Source organism: uncultured Nitrosomonas sp. (genome assembly GCF_902826915.1).
GTDB lineage: Bacteria > Pseudomonadota > Gammaproteobacteria > Burkholderiales > Nitrosomonadaceae > Nitrosomonas.
This window is the reverse complement of the sequence record NZ_CADEGP010000002.1, coordinates 1-19697: the sequence shown is the minus strand read 5'-3', so window position 1 is coordinate 19697 and position 19697 is coordinate 1. Positions and strand designations below refer to the sequence as shown.

The window sequence follows — 19697 nt, the reverse complement described above, 5'->3', positions numbered from 1 at the left end:
TAGTTTCCCGCTACTTGCAATGGGGGGCGTCATTGGCGAAATAAAATCTGGGCAGGGTCAACCTAGGTTATTTCTTACTTATATCCCTTCCATGTACGATCCGGTACAAGACGGGCAGCACCAACAATGTTAACGCAGTCGACGATAAAATTCCTCCGATCACCACAGTAGCCAAAGGCCGTTGCACTTCGGCGCCGGTACCGGTGGCAAGTGCCATGGGCAGGAATCCAATTGATGCCACCAGTGCAGTCATCAATACTGGACGTAACCGGGTCAGCGCACCAGTCTGAATCGCATCATCCAATTGAAATCCTTTTTCTCTCAAACCCCGGATAAACGCCAGCATCACCAAGCCGTTCAGTACCGCCACACCGGAGAGAGCGATAAATCCTACACCGGCTGAGATGGATAAGGGAATATCACGCAGCCATAAAGCCAATATCCCGCCGGTCAAGGCAAATGGAACTCCGGTGAACATCAGCAATCCATCGCGCACATTACCGAACATCGTGTACAGCAGAATGAAAATCAAACCAAGTGAAACTGGAATCACGATCTGCAGACGTTGTGCTGCGGATATCATTTGTTCAAATTGACCGCCCCAGGTCGTCCAATATCCAGGAGGGATTTGGATCTTCTCGTTGATAAGCTCCTCCGCTTCGTTAACAAAAGAACCCAGATCACGGCCACGAACGTTGGCGGTGACTACGATTCTGCGTTTGCCATTTTCCCTGCTGACTTGATTTGGACCTTGAGTTAATTCGAATTTGGCCACTTCTCCCAAGGTAACAAAAACCGGTACAGCTGGCTGAGCTGCTTGAGCAGCTTGCGGCATAATGGGTGTCATTGCAACACTTTGCATCGGAACACTGATGGGCAGCCGCTTCAAGGTTTCAATATCTATCCGCAAATGTTCCGGTAACCTTATCTGCAGATCAAAGCGACGGTCGCCCTCAAAGATCATGCCAGTGCTTCTACCACCTACCGACATTGCCACCACATCTTGCACATCGCGGCCATTGAGCCCGTAACGTGCCATTTTTACCCGATCCATTTGGATCGAAAGCACCGGTAAACCGGTAATCTGCTCGGTTCGTACATCCGCCGCGCCGGGGACGGTTCCAAGCAGCTTCTCAATGCTTTCACCCAAAGCCAGCAGAGTATCCATGTCATCACCGAATACTTTCACTGCAACATCGGCGCGCACCCCAGATAGTAGCTCATTAAAACGCATCTGGATCGGCTGGGTAAATTCGTAATTATTTCCCGGAACTTTATATACCACTTGCTCCATTGCAGCGATTAGCTCTGCTTTGGTTCGATGTTCTCCGGTCCATTCCGATTGTGGTTTCAAGATGATGAAAGTGTCTGCAACACTAGGAGGCATCGGATCGGTCGCTATTTCAGCCGTGCCAATTTTGGAAAATACCCGTTCGACTTCAGGAAATTTTTTGATGGCCGCTTCCAGTTCATTCTGCATTTCGACTGCAGTGGTCAAGCTGGTGCCGGGAATACGGATGGCATGCAATGCAATATCACCTTCATTCAAACTTGGGACAAATTCGCTACCAACGCGCGTAGTTAGCAATCCTGACAGAATAACAATCACAATTGCAATCGTGACGATGAGTGCACGGTTATTCATGGTTGTTGTCAATATTGGCACATAGATTTTTTTAGCCCATACCATCACACGACTTTCTTTTTCCTGTACTTTACCGGTCAAAAAGAACGCGATGGCTGCCGGAACAAATGTTATCGAAAGAATCATCGCACCAATCAATGCTGTCACAACCGTCAGCGCCATCGGATGAAACATTTTTCCTTCCACTCCGGTCAGCGCAAAAATCGGCAAGTAAACAATAATGATGATCAACTCACCATAAATCAAAACTTTTCGTGCTTCTCTGGAAGCATCAAATACCAACTCCAGTCGCTCAGTGAGCGTGAGCTCTCTTCCCAGGCGCATCTGTTCATGTGCCAATCTACGAATGCTGTTTTCAACAATGACAATCGCGCCATCCACGATAATGCCAAAATCAATTGCTCCCAAGCTCATCAGATTGGCACTGACGTGATTGGTCACCATGCCGGTGAAGGTAAACAACATCGACAATGGAATAACAAATGCCGCAATCAGTGCGGCTCGCAGATTGCCAAGAAACAATAGCAATACCACAATCACCAATGCAGCGCCTTCGAGCAGATTCTTCGCCACAGTATGAATAGTTTGATCCACTAATGTGGTGCGATCATAGACGGGGGTAGTAAAAACACCTTCCGGCAGGCTGCGATTGATTTCCTCCAGTTTCTTGGCTGTAGCTTGAGAGACGGTACGGCTATTTTCTCCAATCAGCATATGTACCGTTCCTAACACGACTTCTTTGCCATTCTGAGTAGCGGCACCGTTGCGTAGCTCTTTGCCGATCAGAATATCCGCTACATCCTTTACCCGAATAGGTGTCCCTTGCCGAGAACTCAAAATAATATTGCCAATTTCATCCAAGTCAGCGATTTGCCCCGGCATGCGAACCAGATACTGTTCTCCGCTTCTTTCGATATAGCCCGCACCGACGTTCAGATTGTTGCGCTCCAGAGCGGTCATCAAGTCGGTCAATGTCAAACCAAAAGAAATCATTTTTTCCGGGTACGGCACCACATGAAATTGTTTGACATAACCACCCACGGTATTGATTTCTGTAACCCCTTTCACCATCCTCAGTTGCGGTCGAATCACCCAATCCTGGATTTCCCGCAAATCAGTCGAGGTATAGTCTGCACCATCCGGTTTCTTAGCACCTTCCTTGGCATTTACAGTCCACATGAAAATTTCGCCAAGCCCTGTGGAAATAGGCCCCATCATGGGTTCAATGCCAGCGGGCAACCGTCCCCTTGCTTCCTGAATACGCTGACTGACTTGCTGGCGCGCAAAATAAACATCAGTACCATCTTTGAAGACTACGGTGACTTGTGACAGCCCGTAACGTGAAATCGAGCGGGTATAGTCCAGACGCGGCAAACCTGCCATGATAGTTTCAATCGGAAACGTGATGCGCTGTTCCGCCTCAATCGGTGAATAACCCGTCGCAACCGTGTTAATCTGAACCTGTACGTTGGTGATATCGGGTACCGCATCAATCGGCAGTTTCTGGTAACTATAAACACCGATAATTGCCATCATCAAGACCGCCATCAGCACGATGCCGCGTTGATAGATGGATAAATGTAGAATGCGTTCAAACATGGTGGCTCACCTTGATCAGGTTGTCGGTTTAATGGTCGTGCGTTGCGCCCGCTTTGCCCAGTTCTGCTTTAAGAGCAAAGCTATTGCCTCCGGCGTATTGCTCACCGTGAGTAAGTCCTTCGAGAACCTCAACCATCTCACCATCACTGCGGCCTAGTTCCAAAGGACGAACCTCAAAATACTGGCCATAACGGCCGAAAACTACTGACCAGTCGCGAAATGTTTGAATGGCATCAACAGAAACGGCAGCAGGTACCTCAATTTCTTCGGCTATCAGTTCAGCATTCACAAACATCCCGGGACGCCATTTACCATCGCTATTATCTAACTCAACCCTGGCTGTTGCTGTGCGCGTTTGTCCGCCGATCAAGGTAGAAATATAAGTTACACTTCCTTCGCCCTTTATGTCGTAAGCCGTTGCCTTTACTGTAACTTCCTGACCAACCCGAATCACGTTAAGGTCTTTAGGATAAACCGTAACAGCTGTCCATACTGTCGATACATCCGCTACAGTATAAATTTCCCTGTCTTCCTTGAGTACCTCGCCAAGCGCAACGGACTTAGCAATAATGATTCCGGAAATTGGGGCGCGTATTTCATACTGTGTAATGTTTGTTCTCAAGAAGCTAGATTCAGGTTGCACGCCTAATGCAAGCAATTTGGTGGCAGCCAACTCTAAGGCAATCTGAGCTTCATTCCATAATTCTTCTGCCAAAAGAAATTCCTGTTGGGCGCTGATTTTTTCTTCCCACAACTGTTTCTCTCGCTTATACGTTGTTTTTGCCAGAGTCAGCCGTTTCTTGGCCACAGAATACTGACTGCGCATGTCGGCTAGCATCGGACTATCGATGACGGCCAATACATCTCCTTTTTTAACATGCTGGCCATGATGGCCATGCACCACAGTCACCATGCCGGGAACTCGCGGTACTATGCGCACTATGTTGTGTTCATTAAATATCACTTCTCCCGGTAATCTGAGTTTGGGCTTGATAGTTGCTGGCCCGGCGGTGAAAAGCTCAATCCCCATGCTTTTTAGCATGTCATCGCTTATTTCTACTCGTCCCTCCACTTGGCTATGGCTCCAGCGTAAGATTTTGCCGTTGAGCTCTGCGGTAATAGCGAGATCAAATGAATGCGGTTCTTCGATGATTTGATTTCCCAGCAAGTAATCCGCTTCCGGAGTAAATTGAATCAACTGCGCTGGTGTACCCAGCCGGGTTAATGTGATGGCTACGGTCGCCGAGGTTGGTGGTAACAATTTATTCCTTTCATACAGAAAGATTCGGAACTGCGGTGGTACACCGGTTTCGAAAATAGTAAGCTCTAGACTAAAATCATGATCTGTAAACAGCTTGCCTCCTCTTGGTCCCGTGGCAAGTTGATTCTCGGTTGATTTTTCATCGGTGTGCATATCTTTTATCTTGACTTCGGTAGTGCCAGTAGGCTTATCCAAAGTTAGAATCAATCCAGCCAATATAATCCCTATGGTAATTACCATCAGGATTGGCCTCAATCGCGCTTTATCCATAATTTATTCCTTAACCCTTTTTTCTACACCACGATGAGTCAAAACACTATCGATAGGCGCTGCGATCAGGCGTTCAATGTCATTCATCAATCGCTGATAGTTTGCCAATGCACGCACGTAGAGCAATTGATTCTGAAATAGCACACGTTGTGCATCCAGCAATTCCAGCAAACCAAATTTGCCCAATTCATAGCCCCTGCGCATCACATGAAAAGCACTCTTGGCACCAGGTAAAATCTCTTCACGTAATAAGTTAATTTCATTCCAGACTGTCAGCATTGCTTCATAAGTTTGCGCCAGCTCGGTTTTCAGCCTGAGTTCCATCATCGTCTGTTCATCCTCGGCTTTGTCTACACGTTGATAAGCTTCTTTGAGATTGCCCTGATTACGATCGAATAGAGGTAATGGCATCATTATGCTTGCTATGGCCGTATTGCCACCCACCACAGCATAATTTACGACGCCTGCATTTAGGGTCAGGTTGGGAATGCGCCGGGTTTGTTCAACCTCCAATAAAGCTTTGCGATGCTCGATATTCTTCAAGGCGCGGAGCGCCATTGGATTGTTTAATATTTTTTTCTCAAGGACTTGGAAGTTTGGTGGCGCAGTCATTATTTCCATATCACCCAAAACCTTATCGAATTGCGGTGAGGAACTGTTCCATAACAGCGCTAATCGCCTGCGTGCGGATATCAGATCTCGTTGCGCCTGTTCCTGCTCGATACGCGTCGTCGATAGACCTATTTTCACTCGGGTTTCTTCGATGGGCGGTACTTTCCCCGCTTGTACACGTCCCGTGACGGTACTGACTACGTTTTGCGCCACTTGTCTGGTTTCCTCGGCCAGTCTTAATCGCTCTTGTGCAGCGAGCACTTCTGTGAATACACTGGCAACTCGGGCGATAATTTCGATGCGTTTGGTTTCATAATCCTTGGCCGCCAGCTCTTCTCCAAGTAAAGCTGCGTTCACTCTGGCGGTACGCTTTCCGCCTAATTCGATTAATTGACCAATGCGTATGGTCGTGACCTGCTGCACAACTTCTTGCACTATCGAATCGGCTGCATTAATGTCACCACGTATCTTCTGAATATTCCCAACATTTTCAACATTTACCGACAATTCTGGGTTTCTTAGCAATCCAGCTTGTAGAGTCGCACCTTCCAATGCACGCATTTCTTTGGAGAAAGCTGCCAGCTCTGGATTGCGAAGTAATGCAAGACTGACCGCATCGCGTAACGTGAGATCACTCGTTTCATTGATTGAAGAATCAATGGTGTGATTATTTGTCCGGTTGGATGCGTCACTAAAGGTATCAGCACTAGCTTCTATCTGAGATGAAAAAAATAGTAATAGAATACAACTCAGTAGCATAAATCTTAATTCTGTTGCCACCCAACTGCGTGGCCTAGACAGACTGATTAGTTTCATAAAATTCTCCCGGCATTTGCCCACGCATGTGTAAAACAGATCATCATGAAGTTTGAATTCATCTGCACTTGCGCGGCTGTAGATTAATAAATTTAATCCACAAATACTAAATTTTTTTGATCTAGCTTAAAGAAATGCTTCGAGGAGGGCGTAGGGGCAAATCCGGGATTGTTTCTGGAATAAATGAAGAAATGAATACAGTTATCGTCTCTGTAACGATTAGATCGGGAATGTGCGGAAAAGAATTAAAGAAAAATGGCTGGTATTGTCCCACAGAGTGTAGGCATAAATGGGTGGCTGCATCAAGATCAACGCCATCCCAGGCTACATTATTCCGATGCAATTCCAGATGTGTCGCAGGATCCGCGGATAATGATTGTCGAATATGATCCAATTCATGGGCGAAAACTTCTCCTCTAAAAGATAAGCTCAGTCCATTCGTCAGTATGCTGATAATCAGCACAAGAATAACTGGATAAACAGGATATTTCCGCATCGGTGTGTCAATCTACAAATAATGTAAGTCTTGGACAATCGCAATCATTTCACATTATCACGCTATTTGCAATTAGGCAATTTTGTCAATAAATTCAAGTTTTGTTTTGAGCATTTAAATTATCTTGATTCCTTCGAGAGTCAGCATGTCGATTAAAGTGATGAGAGGCAATCCGATCAATCCGCTAGGATCATTTCCCGTTATTCGTTCAATCAGTGCAATGCCGAGTCCTTCTGATTTTGCGCTGCCGGCGCATTGATAGGGCTGTTCTTTTAACAAATAGTTCTCGATTTGTTGATCGCTCAACTGGCGGAATTTCACATGGTATGGAATAACACGTATTTGTAGCTTATCGGTGAAACTATTCAGGACACATACGGCAGTATGAAATACAACTTCCTTTCCCCGGGTCTGTCGTAATTGCTCTACCGCATTAGCATGATTCAACGGCTTGCCAAGACGAACATCCCCTAAGGCTGCCACTTGATCTGAGCCAATAATAAGCGCCTGTGGGTAAGTTTTGGCTACTGCGCGGGCTTTTGCCTCAGCTAAACGTGCCGCCGTCTGTTCGGGTAATTCGTCGATTAACGGCGTTTCGTTAATTTGTGGATTGCTCGTTTCAAAAGGAATTTGCAATCGTTGAAGCAATTCTTTGCGATAGATCGAGCCGGATCCCAGTATAATTTGCTGTGTAAAATCGTTTTTTATTTTCAAAATTTCCTTCTGTGTTTTTTGACACTTATGAGTAAAAAATATAACATGCGCGCCTTATGTCTGTTAGGTTAATGATAGACCCTATAGATTTTGTTCAAAATGCGGGTATACGTCATGGTAGAATCCCGGTGACTGATCTTGCGCGTCTGCATGACTTTTTGTTTGACAAAGAAGGGGAGCTAATCTATCAAATTAGTGGTCAATTCGACAAGAATGCAAAGCCTGGCTTGCAACTGGAAGTAAAGGGTAGAATTCATCTTAATTGTCAGCGTTGCCTTGAGAAACTGGCTTACAGAATTGACCTAAAGACATTTTTGTTGCTGGCAAAAAATGAGGTAGAGCTGCAACAGGTTGATGAAGACGATACTATTGATGCTATTTTAGCAACACCTGATTTGGATGTGGTCAATTTAATTGAAGATGAATTAATTCTTAGTTTGTCGATTTCATCGCGACATGCAGAGGGCGAGTGTAGTCCGCTTAAACTAAAGTCAATTGAAGATAATCTGATCGACAAAAAAAGAGCAGCACATCCCTTTGCAGCATTGGCGGCATTAAAAAAGACAAATTAAGCTTAAGGAGTTATCACAATGGCAGTTCAACAAAACAAAAAATCACCATCGAAACGCGGCATGCATCGCTCGCATGATTTCCTGACTAGTCCACCATTAGCCGTGGAACCAAGTACGGGAGAAATTCACTTGCGTCACCATATTAGTCCAAACGGATATTATCGTGGCAAAAAAGTCGTTAAAACCAAAAACGATTAATAATTTCTCTCTATTGCTACGACATACCTGAATATAAGTTTTTCGCAGCCACAAAGGTACTGATATTGGATATTACGGTAGCAATAGATTGTATGGGAGGTGATCACGGCCCGCATGTCACAGTCCCGTCCGCACTCGATTATTTACGCAACGATCCTGAGGCTAATATTATCCTTGTTGGCATTCCCGATGCTATCGAAGCTGAACTACGTGCCGCAAATTCTGAACTCGGAACAAGAATACGTTTACATCCAGCAAGTGAAGTGGTCGGTATGGACGAGTCTCCGGCAGTGGTGCTGCGTGGCAAGAAGGATTCCTCCATGCGAGTTTCCATCAATCTAGTTAAAACAGGCGAAGCGCAGGCTTGCATCAGTGCTGGAAACACAGGTGCGCTATTGGCAACTTCCCGTTTCGTGTTAAAAACAATTCCCGGTGTTGATCGTCCGGCGCTGGCTGTAATCTTGCCCACTAGCATTGGCCATACTTATGTTTTAGACTTGGGTGCAAACGTTGACTGTACCGCGGAGCACTTATTTCAATTTGGAATCATGGGGGCATCCTTGGTGTCTTCGGTAGAAAACAAGGCATATCCAAGCGTTGGGTTGCTCAACATTGGTGAAGAAGAAATTAAAGGAAATGAGATAGTCAAACAGGCGGCTGAATTATTGCGCGCTAGCGGACTTAATTTCTATGGTAATGTCGAGGGTACCGATATTTATAAGGGAACGACTGATGTTGTGGTTTGCGATGGATTTGTTGGCAATATCACCTTAAAAACATCGGAGGGCCTGGCACAAATGCTAGGAACTTATTTGCGCGAAGAATTCAAACGCAATTTGCTGACAAAACTAGCGGGTGTCATTGCGATGCCTGTCATTAATTCGTTCAAACGCCGTGTTGATCACCGTCGCTATAATGGTGCCAGTTTTTTGGGCTTGCGTGGGATAGTAATTAAAAGCCATGGTTCCGCAGATAAATATGCTTTTGGTTTTGCTATAAAACGAGCTGCTGATGAAGTTCGTGGCGGAATGTTGCGGCGGATTAGCGAACGGGTGGCTGAGTTTTCTCAGCATCCACAAATATCTTCTAAAGAAATTACAAGATAATGTATTCAAGAATTACTGGAACAGGTAGCTATTTACCGGAAAAAATACTTACCAATCTCGACCTGGAGCGTATCGTTGATACCAGTGATGAATGGATACGAACACGAACCGGCATTACCCAGCGGCATATTGCCGCTGGGGATCAGGTTGCCAGCGATCTAGCGTTGTATGCGTGCCAGAATGCCATGCTGGCTGCCGGCGTAACCGGAAAAGACATTGATCTCATCATTGTTGCCACGACCACACCCGACATGATTTTTCCAAGCACTGCCTGTATTCTGCAAAATAAATTGGGTATCGAGAACTGCCCGGCATTTGATGTGCAAGCGGTTTGCAGTGGCTTCATTTATGCACTGGCAACAGCCGATATGTTTGTCAGTTCAGGAAAATGCCGCAATGCCTTAGTCGTTGGTAGTGAAATTTACTCAAAAATACTTGATTGGAACGATCGTAACACCTGTGTTTTGTTTGGCGATGGTGCGGGGGCAGTGGTATTGTCGCGCAGTGATCGCCCCGGAATTTTATCAACACATCTGCATGCCAGCGGGAGCTATAGTAATATTCTGTCTGCCCCTGGGTGCATCAGTGGCGGTAAAGTGCAAGGTACGCCTTACATCAACATGGAAGGCAATGCCGTTTTTAAATTCGCGGTCAAAGTTCTGGAAGAGGTTGTGCACGAAGCAGTCGCAGAAAACAATCTGCGGTCCACCGATCTTGATTGGTTAATTCCTCATCAGGCTAATATTCGGATTATTCAATCAACTGCAAAAAAATTGGGGTTGCCCATGGAAAAAGTAGTAGTAGCAGTGGATAAACATGGCAACACTTCAGCAGCTTCCATTCCACTTGCGCTTGATATTGCCGTGCGTGACGGACGCATTCAGCCTGATCAATTGATTCTGATGGAAGGTGTTGGCGGTGGTTTTACATGGGGAGCAGTTTTGCTGCGTTGGTGATCATGAAATTTGCATTTGTATTCCCGGGTCAAGGGTCGCAATCGGTTGGAATGATGCATGGGTACACAGATTTACCCATTATTCAAGAGACTTTTCAAGAAGCTTCCGATATCCTCAAGCAGGATTTCTGGTCGATGGTAAATTCCGGGCCTGCGGAAGACCTTAACCTTACACTAAATACCCAGCCCCTCATGCTTGCCGCAGGAGTGGCTGTATATCGCGCTTGGACTAGTCTGGGTGGAAAAGAACCAGTATTTCTGGCTGGACATAGTCTAGGCGAGTACACCGCGCTGGTTGCGTCGGAAGCGTTGAGTTTTGCCGATGCACTATCATTAGTGCATTTTCGTGCACAAGTTATGCAGCAAGCTGTGCCGGAAGGTGTTGGTGGAATGGCTGCGATTCTTGGGTTGGATGATGAAGCGATCACAGCGATTTGTCGCGACATCACAAACCAGGGTAATGGAGAATCTCTTGAGCCAGCCAACTTCAACTCACCAGGTCAGGTCGTTATCGCGGGACACAAAAATGCAATTTTGCAAGGAATAGAATTAGCTAAATCCAAAGGAGCAAAGCGTGCAATTATGCTGCCCATGAGCATTCCTTCACATTGTTCTCTAATGAAACCGGCATCTGAAAGATTACAGTTGCAATTGCAACACGTCACGCTGCAAGCGCCTAACATTCCAATTCTGCATAATACTGATGTGAAATCACATTCAGATCCAGCGACAATCAAAGAAATTTTAGCTCAACAGCTCATAAGGCCGGTACATTGGGTGGATACTGTCCGAGCTTTTGCGGCTGCTGAGATTACGCATGTTATCGAATGTGGTCCCGGCAAGGTATTGGCTGGATTGAATAAACGCATCGATCAAAATTTACAACAATTGTCATTGACTGATAGTGAAGCAATCAAGCAAGCTATTAACGATGTAAGGACGTCATGAACAATGTTTATTTGCAGCAAATCATCATGACTCTATGTAAGGAGATATGATCTTGGAGAATAAGATTGCTTTAGTAACTGGCGCTAGCCGGGGAATCGGACAAGCTATTGCATTAAAACTAGGGCAGCTTGGTGCGGTAGTTATCGGTACGGCAACTAGCGAAAGTGGCATGACTGCGATTAATCAATACTTGGATAAGGCGGGCATTAAAGGCACCGGCGTCGTTTTAAACGTGAATGATGCCGAGCAAATTAACCATGCTATTCAAACCATTCGTGAAAAATTTGGTGAAGTGGAAATATTGGTGAATAACGCCGGGGTTACGCGTGATAATCTGCTGGTTCGTATGAAAGATGAAGAATGGGATGAAATTATGGAAACTGATTTGAAATCAATTTTTCGATTAAGCCGCGGGGTTCTTCGCGCAATGATGAAGGCCCGATATGGCCGTATTATTAATATTTCTTCTGTTGTCGGTGCAATGGGGAATACGGGGCAAACGAACTATGCAGCTGCTAAAGCAGGAGTATTTGGGTTTAGTAAATCATTGGCGCGTGAGGTAGGTAGTCGTAATATTACCGTCAACTGTGTTGCCCCAGGCTTCATCGATACGGATATGACGCGCTCCCTGCCGGATGCGTTTCAACAAACCTTGATTCAGCATGTTCCCTTGGGGCGATTGGGGCGACCTGAAGAAGTTGCTTCAGCTGTTGCATTCCTCGCCTCGTTTGCGGCAGGCTATATTACGGGCACAACGCTACATGTTAATGGTGGAATGTATATGGATTAGCACATAGATAAATAGAAATTAATTCAATCAATTGTGGAAGTAAATTAATCGCAAAAAATTTTTTATAGTGTAACATCGAATAAAACTAAACAATAGTTGCATCCTGTGCCATGTTTCGATTTTGTTGGCATGTAAAATTTGTTAGAATAAATAAGTTTTTCTTACCTGAGAAGGAATACCTAGATGGAAAATATTGAGCAGCGGATTAAAAAAATTGTAGCTGAGCAACTTGGCGTTAATGAAGCAGAAGTCAAGAATGAATCATCTTTTGTCAATGATTTGGGCGCAGACTCGCTTGACACAGTGGAACTGGTCATGGCGCTAGAAGAAGAGTTCGAGTGCGAAATCCCGGATGAACAAGCTGAAAAAATAAATACCGTGCAGGAAGCGATTGATTACGTCACCGCCAACACGAGTGCTGGTTAGTTTCTGGTTTTTTATATGTACATGGAAGTGGAGTAATTTTGTCCAAACGTAAGGTAGTAGTGACCGGATTGGGTATCGTGTCCCCTGTTGGAAACACAATTTCAGGCGCATGGGAGAGCATTATTGCGGGAAAGTCTGGCATTACCAGGATTTCCCGCTTTGATGCGTCTAGTTTTGCTTCACAGATTGCTGGCGAAGTAAAAGATTTTGATATTCACCAATATCTCTCAGCGAAAGAAGCGCGTCGCATGGATATTTTTATTCATTATGGTATGGCTGCAGCTATACAAGCAGTTAAAGATGCGGGTATCGATGAGATTTCTAGGTTAGATGCGGAAAAGATCGGTGTAAATATCGGTTCGGGTATTGGCGGTTTGTCGATGATTGAGAGTACCGACATCGCATATCATGCGGGTGGGCCACGTAAAATATCCCCCTTCTTTATACCCAGCACTATCATTAACATGATTGCGGGAAATTTATCCATCATGTATGGCTATAAAGGCCCCAACCTAGCCATTGTGACAGCATGTACTACAGCTACGCACAGTATAGGTCACTCAGCGCGTATGATTGAATATGGTGATGCCGATATCATGGTGTGTGGCGGTGCCGAATCTTGTGTAACGCCTCTTGCTATCGGCGGGTTTGCCGCCGCTAAAGCTTTGTCAGTACACAATGATGAACCAGAAATTGCAAGCCGTCCTTGGGACATTGATCGTGATGGTTTTGTCTTGGGTGAAGGTGCCGGAGTTTTGGTCTTGGAAGAAATAGAACATGCTAAGCGTCGCGGCGCTAAAATTTATGCTGAAGTAGCCGGTTTTGGCATGAGCGCAGATGCATTTCATATGACAGCACCTTGCGACGATGGTGAAGGCGCCGCACGCTGTATGTCGAACGCACTGAAAAATGCCGAAATCAATACTGCAGAAGTTGATTACGTTAATGCACACGGCACATCTACTCCATTAGGTGACATTGCCGAGACCATTGCGCTCAAACGCTGTTTTGGTGACCATGCAAGTAAAATTGCTGTTAATTCTACAAAATCAATGACAGGGCATTTATTAGGTGCCGCTGGTGGTGTAGAAGCTATTTTTTCAGTACTGGCGACGCATCATCAAATTGCCCCGCCGACTATTAATCTTGTTAATCAAGATCCGCAATGTGATCTTGACTATATCCCCAACACTGCTAGAAATATGAATATTAAAGTTGCATTATCAAACTCTTTCGGGTTTGGAGGAACCAACGGAACGCTCGTCTTCCGCCGTATATAAATTTTATCCATTGGCGCATGCAAAAGCTAAAACGCCTACTTTTTTCTGGGACATTGATAGCCATTTTGCTTGCTTCATGGTTCTATCTTCATGTTCATTCAAGTGTTAGCCTCCCTGCAATTCCTTATGATATTTCTATTCCGGCTGGCGCCAATCTGAAGCAGGTTTCTCAGCAACTAGAAGACGCCGGGGTTATTCTGAACAAATGGACATTTATACTATTGGCACGCTATCAGAATCAGGAATCTGCAATCAAAGCGGGTGATTATAGATTTAAGGAAAATCTTACTCAGGTTGCATTATTAAAGGCTCTGATCAGAGGTGATGTGATACAAAATGAAATAAGATTCATTGAAGGGTGGACGTTTGCTCAAATCAGGCAAGTATTGAATGAGCATCCAGCAATTAGGAATTTTACGACTGGACTGAGTGAGCAGGAAATTCTGCGCGTAATAGGTGCAGTTGAAACCTCCGCTGAAGGTTTGTTTTTCCCTGATACTTATTATTTTGTTAGAGATAGTAGTGATATAGAGATTTTGCAACGCGCCTATCATAATATGCAAAACCACTTGGAGAGTAGCTGGATAGTTCGTGCAGAATCATTACCATTAGCCACGCCTTATGAGGCGCTGATACTGGCTTCCATTATAGAAAAAGAAACCGGCTTGGAAAGTGATCGCGCTGAAATAGCAGGCGTATTTATTAACCGGTTACGCAAAGGCATGCGTTTACAAACTGACCCAACCATTATTTATGGTCTGGGTGAACAGTTTGACGGTAATTTGCGCAAAAAGGACTTGTTAACCGACCAGGAGTATAATACTTATACGCGTTCTGGCCTGCCACCGACTCCTATTGCCATGCCAGGTCTTGCCTCAATCCGCGCAGCTCTTAATCCAAGCGAAACGGATGCGCTCTATTTCGTTGCAAAGGGTAATGGAGAATCTCAGTTTTCAACCAATTTGACGGACCATAATAAAGCAGTAAATAAATACCAGAAGCAAAAAAATAACATTATGCTGCCATCAACAAGCATCAACTTTTGAGCTGTGAGCTACATGACACAATTTTCCATCGTAGTGCCCACGCTGAATGAATCCGAGAATATTGATTTACTTTTAACCCGCATCTTTGCACTGGATTTTGTTCCAGATTCTTTTGAAGTAATTATTGTTGACGACGGCTCAACCGATGGTACTCCGAATAAAGTACTTAACTGGGAAAATCAATCAAATGTTCGACTAATCCAGCGCCGAGAAACACCGGACTTAACTGCTTCGATACTATCTGGTGTTGCTGCGGCTAAGAGTGACGTCATTGTTGTTATGGATGCCGATCTTAGTCATCCACCTGAGCAATTACCAGCTATCGTTGCCCCGATATTAAATGATTCTCATGATGTGGTTGTTGGCAGTCGTTACATTGCGGGAGGCAGTACTGAAAATTGGCCATTGTATCGACAGTTTTTATCTCGCGTGGGTGGTTGGATAGCGCGACCCATCTGTGATGTGAATGATGGCACATCCGGTTTTTTTGCATTTCGCCGGGATCTGGCTAAAAATATTTCAAGTCACGCACATGGTTACAAGATTCTACTCGAACTACTCATGGCTAATCAGGGGAAAATTCGTGTAACAGAGATACCAATTTGCTTTCGCGATCGGACCTATGGCACTTCAAAGCTATCTTTATTTCACCAGCAAGCTTATATACAACGTTTGATCACGTTAGCCGGAGGAACGGCCACGATCAATACGGCAGGACGTTTTGCAGCAGTTGGACTGTTAGGTGTATTAATAGATGCTTTTGTTTTTCATTGGATGATCAGCCGTGAAGCCGGGCTTGCTCTGTCCCACTTCGTCAGTTTTTTTGTTGCAGCAACCTTTAACTATGCTCTTAACTCAAAGTGGTCATTTCGTGAACATCATGAAGGCTGTTTACGCTGGCATCAATTTGGTCGATTTTTAATTGTTGGCACACTTGCGCTTTTATTACGTGGGGGCGTGCTGGCTTTTCTAGTTTATGTTTGGCATGTCCCGCCTCTATTGGCCATTTTTCCGGCTATACTTACCACAGCAGCGGTAAACTTCTTAGGCTCGGCTTTTTATGTGTTCCCCAATAAAAAGAACCTTCCTTCGTTGGAAATACGCTGGCGTATGGCGGCAATTGGTATTGTATTTTTTGCCATACTGCTACGGCTGGTTTATTTCGGCTTGGCGCAACTCATTCCAGATGAAGCTTATTATTGGCAATATGCGCAACACATGGGTCTCAGTTTTTATGATCATCCCCCCGCAGTTGCTTGGTTAATCTGGCTTGGCACATCAATTCTTGGGCACAATGAGTTCGGTGTTCGCATCGGTGCGTTTCTCTGTGGCTTTATCACAATGGGTTATCTGTATGCATTGGCACAGAATTTGTATGATAAATCCACTGCAATGCGCACCCTGTTGTTACTCATTATCCTGCCGCTCGGCTTTTCTACCGGTCTGTTAGCGACGCCCGATGCACCTCTCTTTGCAGCGTGGGCAGCAACCCTCTATTACATGGAACGAGCGCTAGTCGCCCACCAGAATACGGCTTGGCTAGGAATGGGAATTGCGTTTGGTCTCGGGTTACTATCGAAATACTCGCTGGGATTATTGGGGTTAGCCGCATTGGTGTTTGTAATTGTAGATCCGGCAGCACGCCGTTGGATGAAACGTCCCCATCCTTATTTAGCAGCACTATTGGCATTGCTTCTCTTTTCGCCAGTAATTATCTGGAACTATCAAAATGATTGGGCGTCTTTTGCATTCCAGTCGAACCGGGTATTGACAGATGACTATAAGTTTGCAGTCCACTTATTCATTTTCCACATTATCATTTTATTAACCCCTATTGGTTTTCTTGCAGCAATATTTGCCTTGTTTTTTATCAAACGACCCGAGTCTCAGCCTCTCGAACGCAGGCGCTATTTGTTTGTACAAGTTTTCGCCGGTATCCCAGTATTCGTTTGTTTCATACTCAGTACTTTTGATGCGCCCCGATTTCACTGGACTGCGCCGATCTGGCTTGCACTATTACCAACCATCGCATGGATGATTGTTCATACCGACCATCTGAGTACTCTGTTCAAGCGCATTCAAACAGCATGGCGACCGACCATTATTGCTTGTATCTTTGGTTACGCCTTTGTGCTCCATTTTGTGGTGCTGGGAATACCAGGTATACCCTATCACTTATTCACAGAACACTATTTCTGGCGTGAGACCGCCGCTGAGATCGAGAAAATTGCAGCTGAAGTCAGAAATCAAACGGACCAAGAACCCATCATTGTGGGTATGAGCAAATGGTCTGTTGCCAGTGCGCTATATTTTTATACACACGGTAATGCAAAGTTGGATATCCGTTCACGTAATATGTTTGGCGGTAGTGGGGCCATGTATGAATTCTGGCTTCCTTTCCAAAACCCCACTGATCGGCCGATCATTCAGGTTGGCATGAAACGCCGCCATTTAGAAAAAATACGACCAGACATCGATGTTAAAGGAATGCTTAATCACCCTGGCGCGGTTGAATATCGTGTAATCGAACGCCACGGTGAGCCTGTGCGTCGGGTATATTACCGAATTTCTCAGGGATTTAAAGGGATTAATTAGTCGGCCCTGAAAAACCGCATCAATCGCTATCTTAGATCAGCCGCTTCAAAAGGTGGAGAGTTAATAAAGACAAAATCGAGCGATTTGGTCTTCTTCCGCCACTCTTCCATCAAAGAATTTGCGAAGTCTGTAGTCTTCGCCACGGAAAAAAGAGCCAAAAAATGGCCAGCAGCCATTGTTTCAGATTCCAGGCTGCAGCAGCCATCAGCAGGTTAATACGATCGCCGATAGCGCCTTTCAGATAGTTCCTCGCCATTCGATAATCCGATTTCAGGTGGCCAATAACAGGTTCAATTGCCGCACGCCTCCTGCACTGTTTTCGCTTCTTGTCTTTCTGGTACCGGGTATCCTTCTTCAATGCTTTTCCAGGCAGAATGATCTGAGTTCTATTGACTTCACGTTTGCCACGGTAGCCGCGATCGCATACGGCTTGCCTGGCAGCTTTCCCCCGTGAGTTTTCAACATGGCGCAGGATTTCGGGTAATGTGTGACTGTCATGCAGGTTCTGTTCGTGACTGACGACTCCGACAATCAGATTACCTTTTGCTGTGCTGGCTATCGATGCCTTGCTGCCGTATTCGTATTGCTTGTGGTCTTTTCCCTTACCAACACAGTACACTTGTGGTTCATGCAGAGAATAGATTTTATGTGTGTCTTTGGTTTTTTGCTTCAGAACACGTTCATACAGTAGAAAATCCTGTTGGTAGCACTCAAACAGACAATGTTGCGGTAATTCTCTCCTTAGCTCCCGTATCAAAATCCCTGCAATTGTTCTGAGTCGCTTTAGCGCTCGTTTGGCCTTGGCTCTTTTCTTCACGTGCCGGTAGTGCCGAATATCTAGGCGCAGTGATTTTACTTGCCTAACGAAAGTGCGTCGTTGCAAAATGCCATGGGCTTTGGCAATCTTATTTAATCGCTTGATAATCTTGATCGCCAGCTTGCTATCCGTCGGGTACGTGATGTTCTTCTCATGCACTGTCGTGTCAACATGAATGACATCTTCCCGCGCCGACTCTCCATGCAAACCAACGCTCATCCGGAAAATCTTCTCAACACCTTCCGCGCCTATACGCTTACGAAAATGCACCAGCTCCGTGCTATGACAAAGCAACTTGCATTGGAACTCCTTCATACCACAAAAAGCCTGGTAGTAAGGATTGCGCTTCCACTGCAACACCACCGCCTCATCACTCAAATTCTCTAATTGCTTCAGTATCAATAACCCAACCATCAAACGGATCGGCTTGCTCGGCGCGCCTGTCGATTTCGTGTAGTGAATCGAGAATGCTTCGTCAAATTCTTGCCACGGTATCGCGTCTGCAAGCTTCAGCAATGGATCACTGGCATCCAACTGCATCAGAAAATCCGTTCCAAACAAATTCTGTTGATGAATCGTGCTGCTACGTCTTAGCATTTTTAATCACCAGTTCGACCAGAAATATGATGCTATTTTAACATTTTCGGTTGTTATGATCACTAATAAACAGCGCATTCATGCATAATATCAAATGATTATGCATATTTCAGGACCGACTAATTAGGGTTTTCTGGGATACAAGAAACTATTCAAAAAAGAAAGTTGATAGTTCATTTTGTATTCTTTAACTCGAATTGTAACGCCAAATGTTTTAAGCGCGAGCATGCGGGTGTGCTAATCAGAAAGACAAGTAGCGAAAATAAGGATGTAGAAAGTGTGCGACTATTGATCTCATTTTCGGTTGGATTGTCGAATGGCAAGATTAGCGTGCTATAAACGCAATTTAAGGCTTGCGCCCCGTTACAATGCTATAGTATCCGAAAGCTCGATGGACTTGAGCTTCCTCAAATCCTATTTCTGTTAACATTGAAGTCAATTCTTGACCAGAATACTGTCTTCCTTCGGTCCAGCCCATCATCATCATACTAAATGCTGCAGGGGCAAAAAGGCCTGTTTTTTGATCATCATAGAGCATTTCATGGATGACGATCCGTCCGCCAACTTCAAGGTTGTTGAAACTCTTTGCTGTTAGAAAGTGACATTTTTCTGGGGGCCAATCGTGATAAATATTTGAGAAAAAATGTAGATCTGTAGAAGGCCAGTGATCGCTCCAAATGTTGGTTTCTTGCGTCTTAATTTGTTCCTGTAAACCATACTGATTGATATATTCTTGAGCCACCTCGCATACCTGAGCGAAGTCCAGAAAGATTACTTTCAAGTTGGGTAACTTTGATGCTGCACCAATCGGGTGAGCCGCAGAACCTCCCGCAACGTCAAGCATCAGAGGATTTTGAGAAAAATCCAAAACTTCGGGCCAAACGAACGCTGAGGTAATGCTAGGGAAACGCTGATCTATTCGATCACATCGAATAGACATGCAGAGGTTTGATA

Annotated in this window: 17 protein-coding genes; 10 read left to right on the top strand and 7 right to left on the bottom strand. The window is 45.0% G+C overall.

Features of this window, described 5'->3' with window-relative positions; all coding sequences use genetic code 11:
- Positions 1-67: 67 nt before the first annotated feature.
- From QZV86_RS00500 to QZV86_RS00480, 5 genes are all read right to left on the bottom strand, one after another.
- A complete protein-coding gene (locus QZV86_RS00500; protein ID WP_295623328.1) occupies positions 68-3244 on the bottom strand; it encodes a CusA/CzcA family heavy metal efflux RND transporter in 3177 nt (1058 codons plus the stop codon).
- Positions 3245-3272: 28 nt separating this feature from the next.
- Positions 3273-4775: an efflux RND transporter periplasmic adaptor subunit gene (locus tag QZV86_RS00495; RefSeq protein ID WP_295623327.1), complete on the bottom strand. Its 1503-nt coding sequence runs from the start codon at positions 4773-4775 to the stop codon at positions 3273-3275.
- Positions 4776-4778: 3 nt separating this feature from the next.
- Positions 4779-6203, bottom strand: a complete 1425-nt coding sequence (locus QZV86_RS00490) for a TolC family protein (RefSeq protein ID WP_295623326.1) — start codon at positions 6201-6203, stop codon at positions 4779-4781.
- Between the two features lie 121 nt (positions 6204-6324).
- Positions 6325-6699, bottom strand: coding sequence for a hypothetical protein (locus tag QZV86_RS00485; RefSeq protein ID WP_295623325.1), 375 nt, complete (start codon positions 6697-6699; stop codon positions 6325-6327).
- 114 nt (positions 6700-6813) lie between these two features.
- A complete protein-coding gene (locus QZV86_RS00480; protein WP_295623324.1) occupies positions 6814-7413 on the bottom strand; it encodes a Maf family nucleotide pyrophosphatase in 600 nt (199 codons plus the stop codon).
- Positions 7414-7484: 71 nt separating this feature from the next.
- Here QZV86_RS00480 and QZV86_RS00475 point away from each other — a divergent pair, with 71 nt between their 5' ends.
- From QZV86_RS00475 to QZV86_RS00430, 10 genes are all read left to right on the top strand, one after another.
- The gene (locus QZV86_RS00475) at positions 7485-7985 is read left to right on the top strand and encodes a YceD family protein (RefSeq protein ID WP_295623323.1); all 501 of its coding nucleotides are present in this window, start codon (positions 7485-7487) and stop codon (positions 7983-7985) included.
- An 18-nt stretch (positions 7986-8003) separates the two neighbouring features.
- Positions 8004-8183, top strand: coding sequence for a 50S ribosomal protein L32 (rpmF, locus tag QZV86_RS00470; protein ID WP_292919268.1), 180 nt, complete (start codon positions 8004-8006; stop codon positions 8181-8183).
- A gap of 65 nt (positions 8184-8248) precedes the next feature.
- Entirely contained in the window at positions 8249-9289 is a 1041-nt protein-coding gene (plsX, locus tag QZV86_RS00465) for a phosphate acyltransferase PlsX (RefSeq protein WP_295623322.1), read from the top strand.
- Positions 9289-10245, top strand: coding sequence for a beta-ketoacyl-ACP synthase III (locus QZV86_RS00460; RefSeq protein ID WP_295623321.1), 957 nt, complete (start codon positions 9289-9291; stop codon positions 10243-10245). The genes plsX and QZV86_RS00460 overlap by 1 nt, the downstream gene beginning before the upstream one ends.
- 2 nt (positions 10246-10247) lie before the next feature.
- Complete coding sequence (fabD, locus tag QZV86_RS00455; protein ID WP_295623320.1) at positions 10248-11192, top strand: ACP S-malonyltransferase; 945 nt, start codon at positions 10248-10250, stop codon at positions 11190-11192.
- A 46-nt stretch (positions 11193-11238) separates the two neighbouring features.
- On the top strand, positions 11239-11982 hold the full coding sequence (fabG, locus tag QZV86_RS00450) for a 3-oxoacyl-ACP reductase FabG (RefSeq protein WP_295623319.1): 744 nt from the start codon (positions 11239-11241) through the stop codon (positions 11980-11982).
- Between the two features lie 183 nt (positions 11983-12165).
- Entirely contained in the window at positions 12166-12408 is a 243-nt protein-coding gene (gene acpP / locus QZV86_RS00445; RefSeq protein ID WP_103965054.1) for an acyl carrier protein, read from the top strand.
- 38 nt (positions 12409-12446) lie between these two features.
- Positions 12447-13688, top strand: coding sequence for a beta-ketoacyl-ACP synthase II (gene fabF / locus QZV86_RS00440; RefSeq protein WP_295623318.1), 1242 nt, complete (start codon positions 12447-12449; stop codon positions 13686-13688).
- Between the two features lie 17 nt (positions 13689-13705).
- Positions 13706-14734: an endolytic transglycosylase MltG gene (gene mltG / locus QZV86_RS00435; RefSeq protein WP_295623317.1), complete on the top strand. Its 1029-nt coding sequence runs from the start codon at positions 13706-13708 to the stop codon at positions 14732-14734.
- A 12-nt stretch (positions 14735-14746) separates the two neighbouring features.
- Positions 14747-17329 carry a glycosyltransferase family 39 protein gene (locus QZV86_RS00430; RefSeq protein WP_295623316.1) on the top strand — a complete coding sequence of 861 codons (2583 nt, stop codon included), beginning with the start codon at positions 14747-14749 and terminating at the stop codon, positions 17327-17329.
- A gap of 109 nt (positions 17330-17438) precedes the next feature.
- Here the strand turns inward: QZV86_RS00430 and QZV86_RS00425 are convergent, their stop codons facing one another.
- Entirely contained in the window at positions 17439-18743 is a 1305-nt protein-coding gene (locus tag QZV86_RS00425) for an IS5 family transposase (RefSeq protein ID WP_295623315.1), read from the bottom strand.
- 346 nt (positions 18744-19089) lie between these two features.
- A partial coding sequence (locus QZV86_RS00420) for a methyltransferase (RefSeq protein ID WP_295623314.1) occupies positions 19090-19697 on the bottom strand: 608 nt, incomplete at its 5' end.

Bases quoted from the DNA above. Each gene is read 5' to 3' on its own strand.
- QZV86_RS00500 (WP_295623328.1), bottom strand. From the start codon at position 3,244: ATGTTTGAACGCATTCTACATTTATCCATCTATCAACGCGGCATCGTG.
- QZV86_RS00495 (WP_295623327.1), bottom strand. From the start codon at position 4,775: ATGGATAAAGCGCGATTGAGGCCAATCCTGATGGTAATTACCATAGGG.
- QZV86_RS00490 (WP_295623326.1), bottom strand. From the start codon at position 6,203: ATGAAACTAATCAGTCTGTCTAGGCCACGCAGTTGGGTGGCAACAGAA.
- QZV86_RS00485 (WP_295623325.1), bottom strand. From the start codon at position 6,699: ATGCGGAAATATCCTGTTTATCCAGTTATTCTTGTGCTGATTATCAGC.
- QZV86_RS00475 (WP_295623323.1), top strand. From the start codon at position 7,485: ATGATAGACCCTATAGATTTTGTTCAAAATGCGGGTATACGTCATGGT.
- rpmF (WP_292919268.1), top strand. From the start codon at position 8,004: ATGGCAGTTCAACAAAACAAAAAATCACCATCGAAACGCGGCATGCAT.
- QZV86_RS00460 (WP_295623321.1), top strand. From the start codon at position 9,289: ATGTATTCAAGAATTACTGGAACAGGTAGCTATTTACCGGAAAAAATA.
- fabD (WP_295623320.1), top strand. From the start codon at position 10,248: ATGAAATTTGCATTTGTATTCCCGGGTCAAGGGTCGCAATCGGTTGGA.
- fabG (WP_295623319.1), top strand. From the start codon at position 11,239: ATGATCTTGGAGAATAAGATTGCTTTAGTAACTGGCGCTAGCCGGGGA.
- acpP (WP_103965054.1), top strand. From the start codon at position 12,166: ATGGAAAATATTGAGCAGCGGATTAAAAAAATTGTAGCTGAGCAACTT.
- mltG (WP_295623317.1), top strand. From the start codon at position 13,706: ATGCAAAAGCTAAAACGCCTACTTTTTTCTGGGACATTGATAGCCATT.
- QZV86_RS00430 (WP_295623316.1), top strand. From the start codon at position 14,747: ATGACACAATTTTCCATCGTAGTGCCCACGCTGAATGAATCCGAGAAT.
- QZV86_RS00425 (WP_295623315.1), bottom strand. From the start codon at position 18,743: ATGCTAAGACGTAGCAGCACGATTCATCAACAGAATTTGTTTGGAACG.